Origin of the sequence: Pseudomonas sp. D1-1, from assembly GCF_051132225.1 — a bacterium.
GTDB lineage: Bacteria > Pseudomonadota > Gammaproteobacteria > Pseudomonadales > Pseudomonadaceae > Aquipseudomonas.
In genome coordinates this window covers 1,285,231-1,303,623 of the sequence record NZ_CP071676.1, presented here as the reverse complement: position 1 = coordinate 1,303,623, position 18,393 = coordinate 1,285,231, and the positions used below count along the sequence as shown (strand labels likewise).

Here is an 18,393-nt window from a genome sequence, read left to right as displayed (position 1 = left end):
CACGACATGACCGTAAATCTCGGCACCGCCAACGAATTCATCGCCCGTCATATCGGCCCTCGGGCCAGCGACGAGCAAGCCATGCTCGAGCGCCTGGGTTTCGACTCCCTGGAAGCCCTGAGCGCCAGCGTCATCCCGGAAAGCATCAAGGGCACCAGCGTGCTGGACATGGGCGACGGCCAGAGCGAAGCCGATGCACTGGCCTCGATCAAGGCCATCGCCGGCAAGAACCAACTGTTCAAGACCTACATCGGCCAGGGTTACTACAACTGCCACACCCCAGCGCCGATCCTGCGCAACCTCCTGGAAAACCCGGCCTGGTACACCGCCTACACGCCGTACCAGCCGGAAATTTCCCAGGGCCGTCTTGAAGCGCTGCTGAATTTCCAGACCTTGATCAGCGACCTCACCGGCCTGCCGATCGCCAACGCCTCGCTGCTCGACGAAGCCACCGCCGCTGCCGAAGCCATGACCTTCTGCAAACGCCTGAGCAAGAACAAGGGCAGCAATGCTTTCTTCGCCTCCCGCCATTGCCACCCGCAGACCCTCGACGTGCTGCGCACCCGTGCCGAGCCCCTGGGTATCGACGTGGTGGTCGGTGATGAACGCGAACTGAGCGACGTCAGCGGCTTTTTTGGCGCACTGTTGCAATACCCGGCCAGCAACGGTGACCTGTTCGACTACAGCGAGCTGACCGAACGCTTCCACGCCGCCAATGCCCTGGTGGCCGTCGCGGCTGACCTGCTGGCCCTGACACTGCTGACCGCCCCCGGCGAATTCGGTGCAGACGTGGCCATCGGCAGCGCCCAGCGCTTCGGCGTGCCACTGGGTTTCGGCGGCCCGCACGCGGCGTATTTCTCCACCAAGGATGCGTTCAAGCGCGACATGCCGGGCCGTCTGGTCGGCGTGTCCGTAGACCGTTTCGGGAAGCCGGCCCTGCGCCTGGCGATGCAGACCCGCGAGCAACACATCCGCCGCGAGAAAGCCACCAGCAACATCTGCACCGCCCAGGTGCTGCTTGCCAACATCGCCAGCATGTACGCGGTGTATCACGGCCCCAAAGGCCTGGTGCAGATTGCCAACCGCATCCACCACCTGACCGCGATCCTCGCCAAGGGCCTGGGCGCGCTGGGCCTGAGCGTCGAGCAAGAGAGCTTCTTCGACACCCTGACCCTGCACACCGGCGCACAGACTGCCGCCCTGCACGACAAGGCCCACGCTCAACGCATCAACCTGCGCGTGGTGGATGCAGAACGCCTGGGCCTGTCCCTGGACGAGACCACCAGCCAGGCTGATATCGAGGCATTGTGGAGCCTGTTGGCCGACGGCAAGGCCCTGCCGGACTTCGCCTCCCTCGCCGCCAGCGTGCAAAGCCGCATCCCGGCCGAACTGGTGCGCCAATCGGCGATCCTCAGCCACCCGGTGTTCAACCGCTACCATTCCGAAACCGAGCTGATGCGTTATCTGCGCAAGCTCGCCGACAAGGACCTGGCCCTGGATCGCACCATGATCCCGCTGGGTTCCTGCACCATGAAACTCAACGCCGCCAGCGAAATGATCCCGGTGACCTGGGCCGAATTCGGCGCCCTGCACCCGTTCGCCCCGGCCGAGCAGAGCGCCGGCTACCAGCAATTGACCGACGAGCTGGAAGCGATGCTCTGCGCCGCCACCGGCTATGACGCGGTGTCGCTGCAACCCAACGCCGGTTCCCAAGGTGAGTACGCTGGCCTGCTGGCAATCCGCGCCTACCACCAGAGCCGTGGCGAAGACCGTCGCGACATCTGCCTGATCCCGTCCTCCGCCCACGGCACCAACCCGGCCACCGCCAACATGGCCGGCATGCGCGTGGTCGTGACCGCGTGCGATGCCCGTGGCAACGTCGACATCGAAGACCTGCGCGCCAAGGCCATCGAACACCGCGAACACCTCGCCGCGCTGATGATCACCTACCCGTCCACCCACGGCGTGTTCGAAGAAGGCATCCGCGAAATCTGCGGCATCATTCATGACAACGGCGGCCAGGTGTACATCGACGGCGCCAACATGAACGCCATGGTCGGCCTTTGCGCCCCAGGCAAGTTCGGCGGCGACGTGTCGCACCTGAACCTGCACAAGACCTTCTGCATCCCTCACGGCGGTGGCGGCCCGGGCGTCGGCCCGATCGGCGTCAAGTCGCACCTGGCACCGTTCCTGCCCGGCCATGCGAACATGGAGCGCAAGGAAGGCGCGGTGTGCGCGGCGCCGTTCGGCAGTGCGAGCATTTTGCCGATCACCTGGATGTACATCCGCATGATGGGCGGCGCCGGCCTCAAGCGCGCCTCGCAACTGGCGATCCTCAACGCCAACTACATCGCCCGTCGCCTGGAAGAGCACTACCCGGTGCTCTACTCCGGCAGCAACGGCCTGGTGGCCCACGAATGCATCCTCGATTTGCGTCCGCTCAAGGACAGCAGCGGCATCAGCGTCGATGACGTCGCCAAGCGCCTGATCGACTTCGGCTTCCACGCGCCGACCATGTCGTTCCCGGTGGCCGGCACATTGATGATCGAGCCGACCGAAAGCGAATCCAAGGAAGAACTGGACCGCTTCTGCGACGCCATGATCTGCATCCGTGAAGAAATCCGCGCGGTGGAGAACGGCAGCCTCGACAAAGACGACAACCCACTGAAAAACGCCCCGCACACCGCGGCGGAACTCGTCGGCGAGTGGACTCACCCCTACAGCCGCGAACAGGCCGTGTACCCGGTGGCGTCGTTGATCGAAGGCAAGTACTGGCCGCCCGTGGGCCGGGTCGACAACGTGTTCGGCGACCGCAACCTGGTCTGCGCCTGCCCGTCGATCGAAAGCTACGCTTGATCTGTGAAGGGGGACGGTCCATCCGTCCTCCGAACTTCCCTTGTGGGAGCGAGCCTGCTCGCGAAGGCGATGTGTCAGCCAAATGGATGTCGACTGACAAGCCGCCTTCGCGAGCAGGCTCGCTCCCACAGGGAATCAGTTTTGAAACCTTGTAACCGTCGATCCCATAAAAAGAAACCGGAGAAACACCATGTCGTTAAGCGTGTTCGACCTGTTCAAGATCGGCATCGGCCCTTCCAGCTCCCACACGGTTGGCCCGATGCGTGCCGCGGCCCGGTTCGTCGAAGGGCTGCGCCGTGATGACCTGCTCAAGACCACTGCCAGCGTCAAAGTCGAGCTGTATGGCTCCCTCGGTGCCACCGGCAAGGGCCATGGCAGTGACAAGGCCGTGCTGCTGGGCCTGGAAGGCGAGCACCCGGACACCGTGGACACCGAAACGGTATCCGCCCGGCTCCAGGAGATTCGCAGCAGCGGTCGCCTGAACCTGCTCGGCGAACACCCCATCGAATTCAACGAAAAACTGCACCTGGCGATGATCCGCAAACCGTTGGCCTTCCACCCCAACGGCATGATCTTCCGCGCCTTCGACGCCGCCGGGCTGCAAGTGCGCAGCCGCGAGTACTACTCGGTGGGTGGCGGTTTTGTGGTCGACGAAGGCGCCGCCGGTGCCGACCGTATCGTCGAGGATGCAACGCCCCTGACCTTCCCGTTCAAAAGCGCCAAGGACCTGCTCGCCCATTGCACCACTTACGGCCTGTCCATCAGCCAGGTGATGCTGACCAACGAAAGTGCCTGGCGCCCCGAAGCCGAAACCCGCGCCGGCCTGCTGAAGATCTGGCAGGTCATGCAGGATTGCGTGGCGGCCGGCTGTCGCAATGAAGGGATCCTGCCGGGCGGGCTGAAGGTCAAGCGACGGGCCGCCGCGCTGCATCGCCAGCTGTGCAAGAACCCCGAAGCGGCATTGCGTGATCCGTTGTCCGTGCTCGACTGGGTCAACCTGTATGCCTTGGCCGTCAACGAAGAAAACGCCTACGGCGGACGCGTTGTCACCGCGCCGACCAATGGCGCGGCAGGCATCGTTCCGGCCGTGCTGCATTACTACATGCGCTTCATTCCCGGGGCCAACGAGGATGGCGTGGTGCGGTTCCTGCTGACGGCCGCCGCCATTGGCATCCTCTACAAGGAAAACGCTTCCATTTCCGGCGCCGAGGTCGGCTGCCAGGGCGAAGTCGGCGTGGCCTGTTCCATGGCGGCCGGCGCTCTGTGCGAAGTCTTGGGCGGCACCGTGCAACAAGTGGAAAACGCCGCCGAAATCGGCATGGAACACAACCTCGGCCTGACCTGCGACCCCATTGGCGGCCTCGTCCAGGTGCCCTGCATCGAGCGCAACGCCATGGGCTCGGTGAAAGCCATCAACGCGGTGCGCATGGCCATGCGCGGCGACGGGCATCACTTCGTCTCCCTCGACAAAGTCATCCGCACCATGCGCCAGACCGGCGCCGACATGAAAAGCAAATACAAGGAGACCGCCCGCGGCGGTCTGGCGGTCAACATCATCGAATGCTGATACGCGCCACTTTCATTTTCCAGGAGCTGATATGTCCACCGAACAATTGATGAAAACCCCGCTGCACGCGCTGCACCTTGAGCTGGGCGCGCGCATGGTGCCATTTGCCGGCTACGACATGCCCGTGCAATACCCGCTGGGCGTCATGAAAGAACACCAGCACACCCGTGATCAGGCCGGGCTGTTCGATGTGTCCCACATGGGCCAGATCCGCCTGACCGGCGCCGATGCCGCCAAAGCCCTGGAGACACTGGTGCCGGTGGACATCATCGACCTGCCGGTGGGCATGCAGCGCTACGCCATGTTCACCAACGATAACGGCGGCATCCTTGACGACCTGATGGTCGCCAACCTGGGCAATGACGAACTGATCCTGGTGGTCAACGCCGCCTGCAAGCATCAGGACCTGGCCCACCTGCAAGCGAAAATCGGCGACCGGTGCAGCATCGAACCGCTGTTCGAAGCCCGCGCCCTGCTCGCCCTGCAAGGCCCGGCCGCCGTCAGCGTACTCTCGCGCCTGGCGCCGGACGTGGCGAAAATGACCTTCATGCAGTTCCAGCGCGTCACGCTGCTGGGCGTGGATTGTTTTGTCAGCCGTTCGGGCTACACCGGCGAAGACGGTTTCGAGATTTCCGTGCCAGCCGCCGACGCGGAAAAACTCGCCCGCGCCCTGCTGGCCGAACCGGAAGTCGCGGCCATTGGCCTCGGTGCCCGCGACTCCCTGCGCCTGGAAGCCGGCCTGTGCCTTTATGGCCACGACATGAACACCGAAACCACGCCGATCGAAGCCAGCCTGCTCTGGGCCATTTCCAAAGTGCGCCGTGCCGACGGTGCCCGCGCCGGTGGGTTCCCCGGGGCTGAGACCATCTTCGCCCAACAACAGAGCGGCGTCAGCCGCAAACGCGTCGGCCTGCTGCCCCAGGAACGCACACCGGTGCGCGAGGGCGCGGAGATCGTCAACGAAGCTGGCGAGAACATCGGCACCGTATGCAGCGGCGGTTTTGGCCCGACGCTGGGCGGTCCGTTGGCCATGGGCTATCTGGACAGCGCCTACGTGGCAATGGATACACCGGTCTGGGCCATTGTGCGTGGGAAAAAGGTGCCCATGCTTGTAAGCAAAATGCCATTTGTCGCACAGCGCTACTACCGTGGTTGATTGGCTGTTTCTATAAGTAACGCGGTTGCGTTAAACGTGCACTAATGTGTAACGCAACCGCCATAAAAAGGTGCATGTTTGATATTCAACCGGGCTTATAACGTCGCGGAACTATTGGACTAGCCTTTCGAATAAGCCTTCCCCAGCGAAACATCTAAATCGCCAGCAAGCTGAGCAAATCCGGGCCCTTGAGGGGGGTTGTTTTTTCATTGGAAGTTGGCGTAGAGTTTCGTCACTGTGTTTGCATGGGTCGCTTGGATCGTGACCTGGGCAGTAGCCTACGAAGTTAGCTACATCCCGTTCGACGTCATCTTACTTTCCTGCAACCCAGCCCCAGTACTCTTTCGCGTTGAAAGAGGCTGTCATTAATTTAGCGTCAAGGAAATTAAGAAAATGTCTACTCGTCAGAGCGGTACCGTCAAGTGGTTCAACGACGAAAAAGGTTTTGGTTTCATCACCCCTGAAAGCGGTCCGGACCTGTTCGTGCACTTCCGCGCCATCCAGGGCAACGGCTTCAAGAGCCTGAAAGAAGGCCAGAAAGTCACTTTCGTCGCTGTGCAGGGCCAGAAAGGCATGCAGGCTGACGAGGTTCAAGCCGAGGCCTGAGGCTTTCGCAAACTAAAAAGCCCCTGATTGATATCAGGGGCTTTTTTATGGGCGCAAATCCGTAAAATGGCTTCTTTTTTCAGCCGAGGCCGTCATGCCGAAACACCTGCTCACTCCCCAGGGCGATTTCCCCCCCGTCGGCCTGGGCCGTCGCCTGGCAGCGATGTTTTATGACTTCCTGCTGTGCACGGCACTGCTGATCGTGACCGGCGGCGTCTACAAGATGATCCAGATGGCGATCATCGGCGAAGAAAAGATGCGCGCCCTCACTGACGCCGGAGCATTGGACGGTGACCCGCTGCTGTCCACCGTATTGCTCTTCGTGCTGTTCGGTTTCTTCGCCAAGTTCTGGTCCCACAACGGCCAGACCCTGGGCATGCAAGTCTGGTGTATTCGCGTGCAGAACGCCGATGGCACGGCCATCAGCCTGTGGCAGGCGCTGTTGCGGTTCGTGGTGTCGATTGCGTCGTTGCTGCTGCTGGGGCTGGGTTTCATCTGGGCGCTGTTCGACAAGCGCAAGCGCGGCTGGCATGACATCTACTCGGATACGCAACTGGTGCGGATTCCCAAGAAAACCAAATAGACTACTAATGAATGGTTGGAATAAAGTGTGGTGAGGGGATTTATCCCCGCTGGGTCGCGAAGCGGCCCCCATCCGTTCATTCTGGCACTCCGTGGTGTCAGGTTTTAGGGCCGCTTCGCAGCCCAGCGGGGATAAATCCCCTCACCACAGAAAGCCTCACAAGCTTCTTCAGCTTCAAGCATTCCCCGCCAACTTCATCCGCGCTGCCTGGGTGAAGTCCAGCATGCGCTTGAGCGGGCGGATCGCCTGGGGGATCAAGGCCGGGTCGACGAAGATCTCGTTGCTGCCGTCCTTCAGCGCCTGGAGTGTGCGCTCCAGGGTGTTCATCGCCATCCACGGGCAATGCGCGCAACTGCGGCACGCCGCGCCGTTGCCGGCCGTGGGAGCTTCGATGAAAACTTTGTCGGGGCACAGCTGCTGCATCTTGTAGAAGATGCCGCGGTCGGTGGCGACGATCAGCGTCTTGTTCGGCAAGCTTTGCGCCGCAGCGATCAACTGACTGGTGGAGCCCACGGCATCCGCCAGCTCGATCACCGAGGTCGGCGACTCCGGGTGCACCAGGATCGCGGCGTCCGGGTACAGCGCCTTCATGTCTTCCAATTGCTTGGACTTGAACTCCTCGTGGACGATGCAGGCACCGTCCCAGAGCAGCATGTCGGCGCCGGTCTTGCGCTGGATGTAGGTCCCCAGGTGCTTGTCCGGGCCCCAGATGATCGTCTCGCCGTTGTCCATCAGGCTCTCGACGATCTCCAGTGCGCAGCTGGACGTCACGACCCAGTCGGCCCGGGCCTTTACCGCCGCCGAAGTGTTGGCGTAGACCACCACGGTGCGCTCCGGATGCTGGTCGCAGAACGCCGAGAACTCATCCACCGGGCAGCCCAGGTCCAGGGAGCAGGTGGCTTCCAGGGTCGGCATCAGCACGCGTTTTTCAGGGTTGAGGATCTTCGCGGTCTCGCCCATGAACTTGACCCCGGCCACCACCACGGTCTTGGCCGGATGGGCGTTGCCGAAGCGGGCCATTTCCAGGGAGTCGGAAACACAGCCCCCGGTCTCCTCGGCCAGGGCCTGGATGATCGGGTCACAGTAGAAATGCGCAACCAGCACCGCGTCCTGAGCCTTGAGCTCGGCGGCGATGGCGGCGCGGTACCAGGCTTCTTGCTCGGCCGTCAGCGGCTTGGGCTGCTTGGCATCGAGGTGGGCCTGGACCAGAAGGCGTTCGGAAATCTGCGTCATGTTCGCAAGACCTATGGGCGCGTTTTGCGCGAAAGTCGAGTATACACCCGGCTCCGGACCACTCGGGTACCGCCGGGAAAGTGGGTATCAATCAGGCACGGGACAGCATGCAGCCGGCAAGGCTACAGAATATCCCGCCGTTGCAAAAGATCATTCTGACCTGTGCCCGGCCACTGCAACGCACCCGTTCCCTCGTGGTGCCAAGCTGACTGAAATGTAATCACCCGCCGCGTCCGGCTGTGTCATCTTCTTTTCAACCCGCACAGGGGCCAGCTCCTGTGCCTGCTTTGAATCGAGCGATGGATTTTCAAACGTCATGCAATCGAAAACTTCCCGGCGAACCTTCGTCAAGGGCCTGACTGCCGGCGGCATCCTTGGTGGCCTGGGCTTGTGGCGCTCGCCCGTCTGGGCGATTGCCAGCCCGGGCCAGCCCAACGTATTGAGCGGCACCGAGTTCGACCTGTCCATCGGCGAAAGCCCGGTCAATTTCACCGGCAACCCGCGCACCGCCCAGACCATCAACGGCGGCATTCCCGGGCCGTTGCTGCGCTGGCGTGAGGGCGACACCGTGACCTTGCGCGTACGCAATCGCCTGCAAGACAGCACTTCGATCCATTGGCACGGCATCCTCCTGCCGGCCAACATGGACGGCGTCCCCGGGCTGAGCTTCAAAGGCATCGAGCCCGGCGGCCTGTATGTCTACCAGTTCAAGGTCCGGCAGAACGGCACCTACTGGTACCACAGCCATTCCGGCTTCCAGGAGCAATCCGGGGTCTATGGCCCGCTGGTCATAGACGCCAGGGAACCCGAGCCTTTCCAGTATGAGCGGGACTACGTGGTCATGCTCACCGACTGGAGCGATGAGGACCCCACCCAAATCATTCGCAAGCTGAAGAAACAATCGGACTACTACAACTACAACAAACGCACGGTCGGCGACTTCATCGACGATGTCGGCAAGAACGGCTGGGCCGCCACCGTGGCCGATCGCAAGATGTGGGCCGAGATGAAGATGAATCCCACCGACCTTGCCGACGTCAGTGGCGCCACCTATACCTATCTCATGAACGGCCAGGCACCGGACACGAACTGGACCGGCCTGTTCAAGCCGGGTGAACGCATCCGCTTGCGTTTCATCAATGGCTCGTCGATGACCTATTTCGATGTGCGTATCCCCGGCCTGAAAATGACCGTCGTGGCCTCTGATGGCCAGTACGTCAAACCGGTGAGTGTCGATGAGTTCCGAATCGCCGTGGCGGAAACCTACGACGTCATCATCGAGCCGACGCAGCAAGCCTACACCCTGTTCGCCCAGGCCATGGACCGCACCGGCTACGCCCGCGGCACCCTCGCGACCCGGGCCGGATTGGCGGCGCCGGTACCGCCCCTGGACCCACGGCCGCTGGTGACCATGGACGACATGGGCATGGCCGGCATGGATCACGGATCAATGCGGGACATGGACCATAGCCAGATGCAGGGCATGGATGACATGACCGGCATGGACCACGGCACCATGCCAGGTATGGGCGGGATGCAAACCCATCCCGAAACGGAGAACGACAATCCGTTGGTGGACATGCAGGCCATGAGCGTCAAACCCAAGCTCGACGACCCAGGCATGGGCCTGCGCAACAATGGCCGCAAAGTGCTGACCTACGCGGACCTGCGCAGCACCTTTGCCGACCCCGACGGCCGCGAGCCGGGCCGCACGATCGAGCTGCACCTGACCGGGCACATGGAAAAATTCGTCTGGTCGTTCAACGGCGTGAAGTTCAGCGACGCCGCGCCGCTGCTGCTCAAGTACGGCGAGCGCCTGCGCATCGTGTTGATCAACGACACCATGATGACCCACCCCATCCACCTGCACGGCATGTGGAGCGACCTGGAAGACGAAAACGGCCAGTTCATGGTGCGCAAGCACACCATCGACGTACCGCCCGGTTCCAGGCGCAGCTATCGAGTGACCGCCGACGCGCTTGGCCGCTGGGCCTATCACTGCCACCTGCTGTTTCATATGGAAATGGGCATGTTCCGCGAAGTCCGGGTGCAGGAATGAGGAGCCGACCATGATCAGCCTGTTTAAATCCCCCACCCTGCCCGTGGCTGTGCTTGCCCTCGGCACCAGCCTGTCAGCCTGGGCAGCAAGCGACACGATGCACGGCATGGATCACAGCCAGATGCCGGCAATGGACCACAGCCAGATGCAAGGCATGGACTCGATGCAGGGCATGGATTCCATGCAAGCCGCGCCCACCAGCAGCCGCACACCGATCCCCGAACTGACCGCCGCTGACCGCGCCGCCGTCTATGAAGACCATGGTGGCCACGCGGTGCATGACAGCGCCATCAACTCATTCTTCCTGATCGACCAGCTGGAGTGGCAAGACGCCGATGACGGCAGCGCCCTTAGCTGGGATGCCTCCGGCTGGATCGGCGGCGACATCGACCGTTTGTGGCTGCGCTCCGAAGGCGAGCGCACCCATGGCAAGACCGAAAAAGCCGAACTCCAGGCCCTCTGGGGCCATGCCATCAGCCCTTGGTGGGATGTGGTGGCCGGCGTGCGCCAGGACTTCAAACCAGGCGACTCACAGACCTGGGCAGCATTCGGCGTACAAGGCATGGCGCTGTACAACTTCGAAGCCGAGGCCACCGCCTTCATCGGTGAAGATGGCCAGAGCGCGGCGCGCCTGGAGGGCGACTACGACATTCTGCTGACCAATCGGCTGTTTCTGCAGCCCACCGCCGAAGCCAACTTCTACGGCAAGAATGACCCTGATCGGGGCGTCGGCTCGGGGTTGTCCGACACCGAAGTGGGGCTGCGGCTGCGCTACGAAATCCGCCGTGAGTTCGCCCCGTACGTTGGCGTGACCTGGAACCGCGTCTACGGCAACACCGCCGACTACGCCCGGGACGAAGGTGAAGACCGCAGCGAGGCACGCCTGGTAGTGGGTGTGCGCCTGTGGTTCTGAGGCATTGGCCCTGCTCCATCAATCACTGAAAAACAAGCTGTAGGAGTCCTTGCATGTCATTCATCAAAACCGCTGTCATGGCCGCCGCGCTGTCCACCGGCCTGTTGGCCAGTGGCCTGGCCCAGGCCCATCCGAAACTGCTGTCCTCCAGCCCCGCCGAAGGCGCTGACGGGGCATCGCCAGCGAAGATCGAGCTGCACTTTTCCGAAAATCTCGTGACCCAATTTTCCGGCGCCAAGCTGATGATGACCGGGATGCCCGGCATGTCGGCGCACGCACCAATGCCCGTGCCAGCCAAGGTTTCCGGCAGCGATGATCCGAAAACCATGGTCATTACTCCCCATGCGCCTCTCACCGCCGGCACCTACCAGGTGCAGTGGCGCGCGGTATCGTCAGACACGCACCCGATCACCGGCAATATCACGTTCAAGGTGAAGTGAGTTGACGAGCGACTCGATCAACATCGCGCTGCGCTTTGCCCTCTACCTGGATCTGATGTTGCTGTTCGGCCTGGCTGCGTTTGGCCTTTACAGCCTGCGAGGTCGGGAGCGGGCGTCAGGCGCGGTGTTGCCTTTCGCGTCGTTGCTGGCGACCACGGCCGTGCTTGGGATGTTGCTCTCCCTGGGCGCCATGGCGTGCATGACCTGGGCCATGAGCGGAGCTTCGGAGTGGGCGGAGCTGTGGCCGCACTTCGAAATGATGGTGCTGGAAACCGATGTCGGTCTGAGCTGGACGCTGCGCATGGCGGCGTTGTTGCTGGCCGGTTTCGCCGTGACGCTTGATAGCCGCTCGCCAACCGTCAGCCTGGTCCTGGCCATGCTGGGCGGAGCCGTGGCTCTGGCGACGCTGGCCTGGGCAGGGCACGGCGCCATGGACGAAGGCGCACGCCGGAGTTGGCATTTCATCAGCGACTTCCTGCATCTGTGGGCAGCGGGTGGCTGGGTCGGAGCCTTGGCCGCGTTTGCCCTGCTGCTTCGGCAGGCCGAACCTCAGATGGCGGTACTGGCCCGGACCTTGAGCGGATTTGCCACGGCCGGTGCGGTAATTGTGGCAGTCATCGCTGTGACAGGAGTCGCCAATTATCTGTTCATCGTCGGCACGAACTTCGCGGGGTTACTCGACAGCACCTATGGTCAGCTGCTGATGCTGAAACTCGGCCTGTTCCTGGCCATGCTGGGGTTCGCCGCGCTGAACCGTTTTCACCTGGGCCCGCTGCTGGAACAGGCCCGACAGACCGGCGAGCACCGAGCCGCGGTGAGGGCCCTGCGGCGCAGCATGCTGCTGGAGCTTGGTGTGGCGGTGATCATCCTGGGACTGGTGGCCTGGTTGGGGACGTTAAGCCCGGGGATGGAATAAGCTGGATACTCGCCACAAATGCGCCGCACCTTCATCGATTTGATATCGCATTTAATTTTCCAATAGCCCCTGCCATTTTTCAGTTTGCCCATCGCAAGGCGCCCTGGCCTAAATGGAGCCTTATCCAGCCAAGGCCCTGTCATGGAAAACATCCAAACCTCTGGCACCCGCGCCGTCTGGCTGATGGTCAGTATCGTGCTGGTAGCGCTGAACCTGCGGCCCTCGATGGCCGCGGTCGGGCCGCTGCTGTCAGCCATTCGCGACGAGGTGCCCCTGAGGTTCAGCAGCGCTTCACTGCTGACCATGCTGCCAGTCATGGCGATGGGCGTGGCCATGTTCCTGGGCATGCGCATCGCCCTGCGCATCGGTGAACACCGTACCGTCGTCCTGTCGCTGCTGATCATTGGTATCGCCACGGCATCGCGCTTGTATCTGGACAGCGCCGCCGGGTTGGTCACCAGCGCGGTGGTGGCCGGGCTCGGAATCGCCTTGATCCAGGCCGTGATGCCAGCACTGATCAAGGCGCGCTTCGCCGACAGCGTCTCGCTGCTGATGGGCTTGTATGTCACCTCAATCATGGGCGGCGCGGCGCTTGCCGCCTCGTTTTCACCCTTTGTCCTGGCGCAGACCGGCAGTTGGCGCATCGGCCTGGCGATCTGGGCCTTGCTGGCGCTGGTCGCCTTGGGCTGCTGGTGGGTCCAACGCTGGAGCGTCACGCCCCTGCCCCAAGCCGCATCCCAGCGCCACCAAGCGTTTTTCGGCAACGCCCGGGCCTGGCTGCTGGCGATTTTTTTTGGCTTGGGCACCGCCTCCTATACCTGCGTACTGGCCTGGCTGGCACCGTATTACGTGGAAAAAGGCTGGAGCGAACAGCACGCCGGCCTGCTGCTGGGATTTCTCACGACGATGGAGGTGTTGTCCGGCCTCATCACTCCGGCGATCGCCAACCGCAGGCAGGACAAACGTAAAATCCTGGTCGTTCTACTGGTCATGATCATGGCCGGCTTCTGCGGCCTGATTCTCAATCCGGAGCGCCTCAGCCTGTTATGGCCGAGCCTGTTGGGGCTGGGTATCGGCGGGCTGTTCCCCATGAGCCTGATCGTGTCCCTCGATCACCTGGACAACCCACGCCGCGCCGGGGGGCTCACTGCATTCGTGCAGGGCATCGGCTACCTCATCGCCGGGCTGTCGCCGCTGATTGCCGGGATGATCCGCGACCGGCTGGGGAGTTTCGAATGGGCTTGGTGGTCGCTCGTGGCGGTCATCGCGCTGATGATGGTTATGGTATTGCGCCTGGACCCGAAACATTACGCAAAGCACATCCGCTAACGATTTCAGGTAGGAGATTTACAGGTTGAAGCTTTAGCTCTCGCTTCCTGGCGCTACTATACCTGCCAGGAATTTTACCTTGTAAGGGAGCTACGCCTTGTCCGTCAGACCTGACAGAACCTTCGCAGAAGTACTCAAGCACACCGTCAGACGCATTCTTTCCTATTGGACCCAGATCACAGTCACCTTGGGCCTGCTCGCAACAGGGCTAGGGTTCATCACACTGTATCTCTATACCCGCACGATTGGACGAATCGATCTGTTCATGCCGTCCATCGATGTGAAGTCCGCACTGTTGGTCTGGGTCGTACTGGTTTTACTGCTGATGCTTTCGTACCTGTTCATCCTCGGAGCAACAACCTGGATGTTCGGCTGCTCGGTTTCGCTGTTTTCAAACCTGAAGGATAACCAGCCGAAGATCGTTTTTTATCTGGCGTTCCCCACTGTCGTTGGATTTAGCGCATTCATCCTGACCACTTTCTTCCTGCCCGCATTAAACGCATGGGCGACATTCGCGGCGTTACTGGTGGTCGTCTTCGTTGCGTGCTTTCTCATGTACGCCTTCACGCCGTTCAAAAAAGTCATCAGGAAAAGCATCCTTGTCCAAGCCAGGCTGGATCGAGCCCGCCTGAAACGCCTGGCGCAGTATCAGCAGATAAAGCAAAAAAAACAAAAGCCGCAGAAGGCAGCCCGCGCCCCGAAGGTCCGGCTGCCAAAACGGCTTACTGATTCGTGGCAGGCACTCAAAAACAGGACGACGCCAACGTGGCTACGGATGACAGGAGAATGCCAGCGGCTATGGTCATGGGTATGGGCTCGCAAAGGATTCTGGCTCGTCTCCCTGCTCTCGCTCTCCATATTTGTCACTGTGATCTTCGCCGCTTTTCCAATCCTGTTGACGATACGTTCGTATATGGAGAGGGAAACGCCGGACACCGTCCCCTACGTGGCGGGTCTGTCTTGGTTGACACTCATCTTCACCCTGCTGCCAGTCATCATCTTTTATTGTTTCAAGGGGGACATCTACAGGCGTACCTTCAGTGGCCTGATGGCAATGATCCTCGCCTTCTGCGCCTTCACAATGCTTTCACCAGGCAGTTTGAGCCACATTACCTATATCGCGGCAGAAGGCTTGTCAGTCCGGCAAAAAACGGCAGAACGATATGCGTTGCCAGAAGACATGGAGCTGCAGGACCTGAGCGCCACCCTGTGGAAAACACGTCAGGTGGCCGCGAAAAAAATAGAAGTCGAGGCGTTCCAGTTGTATTCCTTTGGGGACGTACTGCTGCTGTGCCCAAAAGACATGCTGTCGCTTGAACTCAAGGAGCTGAAAAACTACTCGAAGTTCTGTGTCAGCACGCTCAATAGCAAAGTCGTACGAAAACCTCTGTTGCCGGCATTCGCCAGGAAGGCGCCAAATGAATGGTCCTGCCGGGTACCATCATGGCAAATCCACGCAGGACGTTGGCTAGGTTGGGAAGTGCTGGTTCCAGGTATCCATCGCTCCGCTTGGGGCGAGAAGAAAGCGCCAGACCAGGTCAGGTCATAGCGTATAGCTCGCGCTACTCGTCGCAGAGCTGGCATGCGTCCGCTCTGCGACCGTCCAGCCGCAGCACCTGGCTCCTCGCTTCTGCGCGGGGAGATACTTTATTCCAGGCAAAAAAAAATCCGGAAATCCTCACTTACGTGGGCCTTCCAGACTTTTAAAACTACAGAAAATGGTGGGTCGTGTGGGATTCGAACCTACGACCAATTGGTTAAAAGCCAACTGCTCTACCAACTGAGCTAACGACCCTCTGTGTGGTGGCGCGTATAATACTGATTTCTAAGGACTATTCAACACTTAATTTGAAATAAATCAAAAATAGGGGGTTGGATCGCTCACGCCGGCTGCCGCGAAGCCTTCAGCACGCAGACGGCAGCTGTCGCACTTGCCACAAGCACGCCCTTGATCATCGGCCTGATAGCACGAGACGGTAAGGCCGTAGTCCACGCCCAGCTTCACCCCCGCCTTGACGATGTCAGCCTTGCTGAGATTTTGCAGCGGCGCCTGGATACGAAAGCCTTGCCCTTCTACACCAGCCTTGGTCGCCAGGTTGGCCATACGCTCGAAGGCTTCGACGAACTCCGGGCGGCAATCCGGATAACCGGAATAATCCACGGCATTGACACCAATGAAAATCTCACGCGCCCCCAGTACTTCGGCCCAGCCCAACGCCAGGGACAGGAACACGGTATTGCGCGCCGGCACGTAGGTCACCGGAATCCCCTCGCTCGGTGCTTCGGGCACGTCGATGGAACTGTCGGTCAACGCCGAACCGCCGATGCCGTTGAGGTTCAGGCCGATCACCTTGTGTTCGATCACACCCAGGTCTCGTGCCACTCGCTCGGCAGCATGCAGTTCGGCACGGTGGCGCTGGCCATAATCGAAGCTCATGGTGTAGCAGCGATAACCTTCGGCACGGGCCATCGCCACGACAGTCGCCGAGTCCAGGCCACCGGACAGCAGGATGACGGCACGCTTTTCAGAAGTGGTTGATTGTTCAGTCATGTCAGCGCCCCGGCTCGTCGTTCCAAAGATATTTATGCAGCTGCAATTGCAGGCGCACCGGCAAGTTGTCCGCTACCACCCAGTCGGCCAGATCCCGGGCGTTCAGGTCGTGGTGACTCGGCGAGAACAATACCTCGCCGGCGCGCTGATCGAGTCCGTACTGGATCAGCTTGGATACCGCCCAGTCGTAATCTTCCCGCGAACAGATAACAAATTTGACCTGGTCGTTGGACGTCAACAGCTCCATGTTCTCGTAGCGGTTACGATGCGCCTCCTTCGAACCCGGGGTCTTCAGGTCCACGACACGACTGACGCGCGGATCGACAGCCGAGATATCCAAGGCGCCGCTGGTCTCCAGCGAGACCTCATAGCCGGCATCGCACAGTCGCTTGAGTAAAGGGATGGCATTGGGTTGTGCCAATGGCTCACCGCCAGTGACGCAAACATAGCGCGGACGAAAACCTGCGACTTGTTCAACGAGGTCATCGAGGGTGCGCAAGGTACCGCCGCTGAAGGCGTAGGCGCTGTCACAGTATTGGCAACGCAGCGGGCAACCGGTGAGGCGCACAAAAACAGTGGGCAACCCGGCCGTCCGCGTTTCACCCTGCAACGAGTAAAAAACTTCGGTAATTCTCAATGTGTCTTGCATAGTCGCCACGGGCGTAACAGCTAAACAGGCTGTCCGCCTCCGTCAGGCACTTCAAGCAACCCCGCCAACGCGTAGATCCCAGGAAGCGTGTTTCAGAAAAAGGGCGTGAATTCTAACGAAAAAACCCGCGACAGGCGCGGGTTTCTTCAAAACGGGTCAAACGGCCTTACATGCGTTGCAGATCGCGCTGGGCCAACTGAGCGGCGGAGGTACCCGGATATTGGGCCACCACCTGCTGCAGAATGCCTTTTACCTTGTCGGTATGACCGAGGCGGCGCTCGACATCGGCGAGCTTGTACAGCGAATCCGGCACCTTGGCATGCTTGGGATACAGCTGCGAGACCTTGGCGAACGCCTGGCCGGCGCCTTGCAGGTCGCCCTTGGCCAGGTTCACTTCGCCCAGCCAGTATTGGGCATTACCCGAATACTGACTGTTGGGGTATTTACGCAGAAAAGCGCCGAAGGCCTGGCTGGCCTTGTCGAAATCCTTGGCTTTGATCAGGTCGAAGGCCGCATCGTAATAGAGCTTTTCCTTCGCCGGGTCAGCCGGCTCGCCACCGGCGGCAGGTGCTGCCGGAGCACTCGCCCCGGCGCCTGCGGCTGCACCGGGGGCGTTCAAGTCGCCACCGGCTGGAGAATTCTCAGGAGTCGCGGCAGGTGCAACGCCGGTTCCTATGCGCCGATCAAGATCCTGGTATCGCTCCAGGTTTTCCTGCTTCATGCGCGATACTTCGTTTTGCAGAACTTCAATCGCGCCTTGCTGGCGTGACAGTTGATCCTGCATTTGCTGCAGTTGGTTGAACAGCTCGCCCTGTGCCGAGACAGGGGCCGAAACCCCTCCCCCGGCATAGGCGCCGTTCGTACCGTAACCTGCAGGCGGATAACTGCTCCCGCTATTGTTATAGCCGGCATCGTTATCGACCACAGGAACCGCAGCCCACGCCGCAAGCGGCGCGAGGCTGAGAGCCAGAACAGTTACAGCACGACGGCACGTTCGCATGACGAATTACTTACGCAGTTCGACGCGACGGTTTTGAGCCCAGGACTGCTCGTCGTTGCCGGTAGCAACTGGACGCTCTTCGCCGTAGGAAACCAGTTCCAGCTGAGCTGGGGAAACACCTTGCAGTACCAGGTAGCGCTGAACGGCTTTCGCACGACGCTCGCCCAGTGCCATGTTGTACTCACGAGTACCACGTTCGTCGGTGTTGCCTTCCAGAACAACGCGAGCGCCGTTTGCTTTCAGGTCTTTGGCGTGAACGTCCAGAGCGCGCATGGCTTCTGGCTTCAGGTCCGAGCTGTCGTATTCGAAGTAGAAGGTGGTGATTGCGCGCAGAGCAGCTTCTTCGCTCAGGGAGCCATCAACTGCACCAGTGTTAGCGCCGTAACCAGCGTTTGGATCAACAGCGCCTTCACCGGCGTTGTCGCCGCCTTTGGACGAGCAACCTACAGCTACAGCCATGGCCAGAGCCAGCGCAGCAAATTTACCAAACTTCAGCATTTCCATCGTGAAACTCCTAATGAACCCCAGTGTGTTA

General features: G+C 61.0%; 16 protein-coding genes and 1 tRNA gene. 11 read left to right on the top strand and 6 right to left on the bottom strand.

What is annotated here, in order from left to right; all coding sequences use genetic code 11:
- The first annotated feature begins 6 nt into the window (after positions 1 to 6).
- The 5 genes from gcvP to J3P86_RS05690 all read left to right on the top strand — a co-directional run bounded on the left by gcvP (position 7) and on the right by J3P86_RS05690 (position 6,768).
- Entirely contained in the window at positions 7 to 2,856 is a 2,850-nt protein-coding gene (gene gcvP, locus J3P86_RS05710; protein WP_434625721.1) for an aminomethyl-transferring glycine dehydrogenase, read from the top strand.
- Between the two features lie 190 nt (positions 2,857 to 3,046).
- Positions 3,047 to 4,423 (top strand): L-serine ammonia-lyase, encoded by a 1,377-nt coding sequence (locus tag J3P86_RS05705; RefSeq protein ID WP_434653519.1) that lies wholly within the window; start codon positions 3,047 to 3,049, stop codon positions 4,421 to 4,423.
- Positions 4,424 to 4,454: 31 nt separating this feature from the next.
- Positions 4,455 to 5,579 (top strand): glycine cleavage system aminomethyltransferase GcvT, encoded by a 1,125-nt coding sequence (gene gcvT / locus J3P86_RS05700; RefSeq protein ID WP_434699630.1) that lies wholly within the window; start codon positions 4,455 to 4,457, stop codon positions 5,577 to 5,579.
- 393 nt (positions 5,580 to 5,972) lie between these two features.
- A complete protein-coding gene (locus J3P86_RS05695; RefSeq protein ID WP_003227496.1) occupies positions 5,973 to 6,185 on the top strand; it encodes a cold-shock protein in 213 nt (70 codons plus the stop codon).
- A gap of 94 nt (positions 6,186 to 6,279) precedes the next feature.
- Positions 6,280 to 6,768: an RDD family protein gene (locus J3P86_RS05690; RefSeq protein WP_434699629.1), complete on the top strand. Its 489-nt coding sequence runs from the start codon at positions 6,280 to 6,282 to the stop codon at positions 6,766 to 6,768.
- Positions 6,769 to 6,942: 174 nt separating this feature from the next.
- Here J3P86_RS05690 and nadA read toward each other — a convergent pair whose 3' ends face one another.
- Positions 6,943 to 8,001, bottom strand: a complete 1,059-nt coding sequence (nadA, locus tag J3P86_RS05685) for a quinolinate synthase NadA (protein ID WP_305496382.1) — start codon at positions 7,999 to 8,001, stop codon at positions 6,943 to 6,945.
- Positions 8,002 to 8,317: 316 nt separating this feature from the next.
- Here nadA and J3P86_RS05680 point away from each other — a divergent pair, with 316 nt between their 5' ends.
- The 6 genes from J3P86_RS05680 (at position 8,318) to J3P86_RS05655 (ending at position 15,207) form a co-directional block, all read left to right on the top strand.
- A complete protein-coding gene (locus tag J3P86_RS05680; RefSeq protein ID WP_434699628.1) occupies positions 8,318 to 10,060 on the top strand; it encodes a copper resistance system multicopper oxidase in 1,743 nt (580 codons plus the stop codon).
- A 10-nt stretch (positions 10,061 to 10,070) separates the two neighbouring features.
- Entirely contained in the window at positions 10,071 to 10,973 is a 903-nt protein-coding gene (locus tag J3P86_RS05675) for a copper resistance protein B (protein ID WP_434699627.1), read from the top strand.
- A 53-nt stretch (positions 10,974 to 11,026) separates the two neighbouring features.
- Positions 11,027 to 11,413, top strand: a complete 387-nt coding sequence (copC, locus tag J3P86_RS05670) for a copper homeostasis periplasmic binding protein CopC (protein WP_434699626.1) — start codon at positions 11,027 to 11,029, stop codon at positions 11,411 to 11,413.
- Positions 11,414 to 11,468: 55 nt separating this feature from the next.
- Positions 11,469 to 12,329: a copper homeostasis membrane protein CopD gene (copD, locus tag J3P86_RS05665; RefSeq protein ID WP_434700604.1), complete on the top strand. Its 861-nt coding sequence runs from the start codon at positions 11,469 to 11,471 to the stop codon at positions 12,327 to 12,329.
- A gap of 141 nt (positions 12,330 to 12,470) precedes the next feature.
- Positions 12,471 to 13,658, top strand: a complete 1,188-nt coding sequence (locus J3P86_RS05660) for a cyanate transporter (RefSeq protein ID WP_434699624.1) — start codon at positions 12,471 to 12,473, stop codon at positions 13,656 to 13,658.
- Positions 13,659 to 13,755: 97 nt separating this feature from the next.
- Positions 13,756 to 15,207 carry a hypothetical protein gene (locus J3P86_RS05655; RefSeq protein WP_434699622.1) on the top strand — a complete coding sequence of 484 codons (1,452 nt, stop codon included), beginning with the start codon at positions 13,756 to 13,758 and terminating at the stop codon, positions 15,205 to 15,207.
- Between the two features lie 170 nt (positions 15,208 to 15,377).
- On the opposite strand, the gene J3P86_RS05650 is transcribed toward J3P86_RS05655, so the two are convergent.
- From J3P86_RS05650 to pal, 5 genes are all read right to left on the bottom strand, one after another.
- Positions 15,378 to 15,453 (bottom strand) — tRNA-Lys (locus tag J3P86_RS05650).
- Between the two features lie 63 nt (positions 15,454 to 15,516).
- On the bottom strand, positions 15,517 to 16,209 hold the full coding sequence (gene queC, locus J3P86_RS05645) for a 7-cyano-7-deazaguanine synthase QueC (RefSeq protein WP_434699620.1): 693 nt from the start codon (positions 16,207 to 16,209) through the stop codon (positions 15,517 to 15,519).
- 1 nt (position 16,210) lies between these two features.
- Entirely contained in the window at positions 16,211 to 16,858 is a 648-nt protein-coding gene (gene queE / locus J3P86_RS05640) for a 7-carboxy-7-deazaguanine synthase QueE (protein WP_434602956.1), read from the bottom strand.
- Positions 16,859 to 17,024: 166 nt separating this feature from the next.
- Complete coding sequence (ybgF, locus tag J3P86_RS05635) at positions 17,025 to 17,858, bottom strand: tol-pal system protein YbgF (RefSeq protein ID WP_434569627.1); 834 nt, start codon at positions 17,856 to 17,858, stop codon at positions 17,025 to 17,027.
- 6 nt (positions 17,859 to 17,864) lie between these two features.
- Positions 17,865 to 18,362, bottom strand: coding sequence for a peptidoglycan-associated lipoprotein Pal (gene pal / locus J3P86_RS05630; RefSeq protein WP_003178634.1), 498 nt, complete (start codon positions 18,360 to 18,362; stop codon positions 17,865 to 17,867).
- Between the last annotated feature and the right edge of the window lie 31 nt (positions 18,363 to 18,393).